Raw genomic sequence first — 4968 nt, 5'->3', positions numbered from 1 at the left:
GGCGACGGCAGCGGTGCTGGATCGGGTCCGCGAGACCGGTCGCAAGCTCATGCTCGTGACGGGCCGGATGCTTCTCGACCTCCGGGGGGTCTGCCCGGAGGCCGACCGGCTCTTCGACGTGGTGGTCGCGGAGAACGGGGCCGTGCTCTACTTCCCCGCCCGGCGCGAGCTGCGGACGCTCGGCGACCCCCCGGAGCCCCGGCTCGTCGAGGCGCTCGGCCGGCATGGGGTGGCGTTCGACTTCGGGAGCTCGATCATCGCGAGCCACGAGCGCTACGCGGAGGAGGCCCTCGCCGCCATCCGCGAGGCGGGGGTCGAGCGGACCCTCGTCTTCAACAAGGGCTCCATGATGCTCCTCCCCGGCGGCGTCACGAAAGGGACCGGGTTGGCCGCGGCGCTCTCCGCGGAGTCGCTTTCGCCCCACAACACGGTCGGCATCGGGGATGCCGAGAACGACCACGCCTTTCTGGCCCTCTGCGAGTGCGCCGTCGCCGTGGCCGACGCCATCCCTGCCATCCGCGAGCGCGCGGACCACGTGACCCGGGCGCCCAACGGCCGGGGCGTCGCCGAGTTCGTCGAGGAGCACGTGCTGGCGGATCTGGTCGAGATCGTGCCGCGGATCGCTCGGCACCACCTCCAGCTCGGCGAGCGCGTGGACGGGACGCCGGTGACGATCCCCGCCCACGCCACCAATCTGCTCATCGTCGGCCCCTCGGGGAGCGGCAAGTCGACCCTCACCGGTGTGCTCGTCGAGCGGCTAGTGGAGGCCGGCCGGACCGTGTGTCTGCTCGACCCCGAGGGGGACTACGAGACGCTTCGCGAGCTCGAAGGCGTCGTGGCCCTCGGCGGCAAGGCCGAGCAAGCGCTGCCGGCGCCTGACGATCTTGGCCAGCTCCTCCTCCATCCGCGGACGAGCCTCGTCCTCGACCTGAGCGCGATGTCGCGCAGCGAGAAGGTGAGCTACGCGACCAAGGCCCTCGCGACGGTGGCCGCCACCCGGGCCACCAGTGGGATGCCCCACTGGCTCATCGTCGACGAGGCGCAGCACGTTTTCCCCGCTGACGGCTCCTCGGCCGACGAGTGGGTGCGCACCGGGCGGGAGGCGACGTGCCTCATCGCGCTCTCCGCCGACGACCTGTCGCCTGAGGTGCGGCCGATGGTCAACGTGCTGGCCGCCACCGACGTCGAGACATTCGCGAACGCGCTCCGGACGCTGCGGGGCGAGAGCGCAGTGTCGGGCGGGGCCGTGGGCCCGGCCCGGCTGGATCAAGGAGAGGCCGTCCTCGCCTTCCTCGAGCCGACGCCACGCGCCGTGGGGTTCCGGGTCGCCCGTCGGCGCCTCGCACACCGCCGCCACATCCGGAAGTACGCCGAGGGTGAGCTCCCGCCGGAACGCAGCTTCTACTTCCGCGGGCCGGCCGGACAGCTCCGCCTTCGGGCCGCGAACCTGACGCGCTTCTGCGAGCTGGCGGAGGGCGTGGACGAGGCAACCTGGGCCCATCACCTGCGGGGCCGCGAGTACTCGGCCTGGATGGGCCAGGTGATCAAGGATCCCGAACTCGCCGCCGAGGTCGCGACGCTCGAGGAGATGTCGCTCCCTCCGGCGGACTCCCGTCGCCGCGTGATGGAGGCGGTTCGGCGTCGCTACGCCGTGTGAGCCGGGGCCGGGCCGGGGCCCGCCGCGTCTCGGCATCCTCAGTGAGATGGGCCCGGCCCGGCAAATGCTGCATGACCGCGTGGACACTTTCGCACGTCCCGGGCTCCGCCGCCCCGACCCGGCGGCGGGTCGGGTCCGCGGCCATGGCTCGGCTCCGGCCCGATTGCGGCACGCTTCTTGCTACGTGATGGAGCGGTAGGAAGCCGTGCGGAATCTTCACCGACTCGAGCGCGGAACCCAGGCGGCCAGCCGCGACCTTCCCAAGCTGCGCCCGGTGATCGTCCTGGCGGGCATCCTCCTCGTCGTCGCGGCGCTCTACTGGACGCGGGCCGTCCTGATCCCGGTGGCGGTCGCGACCCTCCTCGCGTTCCTCCTGAGCCCGGTCGTCACCGCTTTGCAGCGACGGGGAGTCCGCAATACCATCTCGGTGTTCCTGGTCGTGGCCATGGCGGTCTCGGCGCTCGGCGGCGTCGGCTGGATCATCACCGCCCAGGTGCAGAACCTCGCGAGCGAGCTGCCGCTCTACCGGGAAAACATCAAGCAGAAGGTCGCCGACCTCCGGCAGGCGGGCCGAGGCACCGTCATCGAGCGGTTCCAGCGCTTGCTCGACGAGGTGCTCGGTGAGATCCAGAAGCAGGATCCGACCGCCGGGCCCGAATCCCGGCAGGAGCCGCTCGCCGTGGTGGTCCAGCCGGACCGGCAGGCCATGCTCCGGCAACTCGGGGCGCTGGTGGAGCCGCTCGTGAGCGCGGGCCTCGCGATCGCCCTTACGATCTTCATGCTCATCCGGCAGGTCGAGCTGCGCAACCGGCTGATCCGCCTCATCGGGTTCGGCCGCTTGCCGGTCACGACCAAGGCGATCGACGAGGCCGGGGAGCGCATCAGCCAGTTCCTCCTCGCCTACTCCATCATCAACGGGAGCTTCGGCGTGGCGGTCGGCGCCGGCCTCTTCCTCATCGGGCTGCCCTACGCGGTCCTCTTCGGGTTCCTGGCCGCTATCCTGCGCTTCGTGCCATACCTCGGCGCCTGGCTGGCGGCGCTGCTGCCCATCGGCCTGAGCCTCGTCGCGTTCGAGGGCTGGTGGCAGCCGCTCCTGGTGGCGGGCCTCTTCGTCGTGCTCGAGCCGTTCATTTTTCTCGTCGTGGAGCCGATCTTCTACGGCGTCCGCACCGGCGTCTCCGACGTGGCGCTCCTCATCTCGATCGGCTTCTGGGCGTGGCTGTGGGGCCCCGTCGGGCTCGTCCTGGCGACGCCGCTCACCGTGTGTCTGGTCGTCCTCGGCAAGTACGTCCCCGGGCTGGAGTTCTTCGTCGTGCTCATGGGTGACGAGCCGGTGCTGGAGCCGTATGTGAGTTATTACCAGCGTCTGCTGGCGATGGATCAGGACGAGGCCGCCTTGATCGTCGAGGACTTCATCCGGCACCACGGGGCGAACCAGGTCTACGACGGCGTCCTGCTGCCCGCCCTCAGGTATGCCAAGCGGGACCGCGCCCATGGCACGCTCTCCAGCGAGGACGAGCAGTGGATCCTGACGGCGACACGCGAAATCATGGAGAGCCTGGGGGCGGCCAGGCCCGAGCCGGCCGTGGCCGGCCCCGGTCCGGCGAGCGCCACCGGCACGCTGGACGCCCTCCCGGCTCTGCGCATTCTCGGCTGCCCGGCCCGAGACGAAGCGGACGAGCTGGCCCTGATCATGTTCCAGCGACTCATGGCCGATGCGCGCTGCGAGGTCGAGGTGGTCTCGCCGGCCCTGCTCGCCTCCGAAGTGGTCACGCTCGCCCGCGAGAGGCGCCCCTCGATGATCTGCGTCGCGGCGCTGCCGCCGGGGGGGCTGGCCCACGCGCGGTACCTCATCAAGCGCCTCCGGATGGTCGTGCCCGATGCCCAGATCCTGATCGGCCGGTGGGGCCGGAACGGGTCCGGCCAGGAGGGGCGAGCCATGCTGGTCGCGGCCGGGGCCGACGCGGTCGCCCCGACGCTCGCCGAGACCCGCGATCAGGTGCTCCAGCTCCTGCCGGTCCTGACCCGCCCCGAGGCGCAGCCGCCGTCGGCCGGCGCCTTCCGTTTGGAAGGCGCCGCCCGAGCGGGGGCCGGAAATCGCCTGAGGCCGGGCGGCACGCGACTTGCTGCCGGGTGACGCCGAGCGCGCCCCCCGGTCCGGACGACACAAAAGGAGACGGTTCATGCGTACCACGGTTGGGCTGTTCACGAGCATGGCGAAAGCCCGAATCGCCGCCGACGAGCTCCGCCGGGCTGGGTTCGCCGACGACCGCCTCAACCTCCTGAGCCCGGGAACCTCGCTCCGTGAGCTCGAGGCCGTCGCCCCCACCGCGGAGACCGAGCAGCCCGGCATGGGCACTGCCGTGGGCGGGATCGTCGGTGGTGCCACCGGCGCCGCCACCGGCTTCGTCATCGCCGGCACCGCGATGGTCCCGGGGGTCGGTCCCGTCGTCGCCGCCGGGCTCCTGGCCGGGGCCATCCTCGGCATCGGGGGCGCCGCCATCGGGGGCGCGCTCGAGGAGTCGCTCGGGGGCGGGGTGCCGAAGGACGAGCTGTTCCTCTACGAGGATGCCCTGCGGCAAGGGCGCACCGTCCTCATCGTCGTCGCCGACGACGAGGACCAGACCGACACCGCGCGCCGCATCCTCCTGGAGACGGGCGCCGAGAGCCTCGATGCGGCGCGCGAGCGCTGGTGGGTGGGCCTCCGGTCGGCTGAAGCCGAGCACTACACGACCCAGGGTGGCGACTTCCAGCGTGACGAGGCCCGCTACCGGCGCGGATTCGAGGCGGCCCTCGATCCCAAAACGCAGGGCCGGCCGTACGACGACGTCGTAGAATACCTCCGGACGCGCTACCCCGAGGCCTACAGCGACGCGGCCTTCCGCCGGGGGTACGAGCGCGGCCGGGCCTACCGCCGGGGCCTGGACGCGGCCGCCTAGGTCATTTCGGGGGGGTCTCGGAAGACCCCCCCGATGCCCCCCCGTCGTGGCGGCGGCGAAGCCGCCGCTCGGAGCACCCCTCGATGCACCAGACGCTCGGTGGTCGGCTCATCGGAGGGGGCCTCGACGGCGCTCTCCGAGTCCAACCGACGCCGAGCGGGTTGGCGCCCCGCAGTGCCGATCAGCCGATCACCGGTCCAGCAGAGGAGGGCACCGACCTGGCGAGGAACCTCGGGTCGTGAGCCGCGAGCCGCTCCCCGGGCTCTCGCGTCTTCTCATCGGGATGGTCCATCTGCTGCCGCTCCCCGGAAGTCCGCGCTGGGGAGGGTCGCTGGCCCGGGTCGTCGACCGCGCCGTGGCCGACGCGCGGGC

Annotated in this window: 4 protein-coding genes; all 4 read left to right on the top strand. The window is 72.1% G+C overall.

The features are described 5' to 3' along the window. Positions 1-1657 (top strand): HAD hydrolase family protein (locus VGW35_17090; protein ID HEV8309377.1); only part of this gene is annotated, 1657 nt, incomplete at its 5' end. Between the two features lie 205 nt (positions 1658-1862). Further along, on the top strand, positions 1863-3794 hold the full coding sequence (locus VGW35_17085; GenBank protein ID HEV8309376.1) for an AI-2E family transporter: 1932 nt from the start codon (positions 1863-1865) through the stop codon (positions 3792-3794). A gap of 46 nt (positions 3795-3840) precedes the next feature. After that, positions 3841-4596 (top strand): hypothetical protein, encoded by a 756-nt coding sequence (locus VGW35_17080; protein HEV8309375.1) that lies wholly within the window; start codon positions 3841-3843, stop codon positions 4594-4596. Positions 4597-4834: 238 nt separating this feature from the next. Then, positions 4835-4968: BtpA/SgcQ family protein (locus tag VGW35_17075; protein HEV8309374.1), on the top strand; the 134-nt coding region annotated here is incomplete at its 3' end.

Source organism: Candidatus Methylomirabilota bacterium (genome assembly GCA_036005065.1).
Classification (GTDB): Bacteria; Methylomirabilota; Methylomirabilia; order Rokubacteriales; family DASRDR01; genus DASYQW01.
Note: the sequence above shows the minus strand (reverse complement) of the source record. Positions and strands in the feature narration are given on the sequence as shown.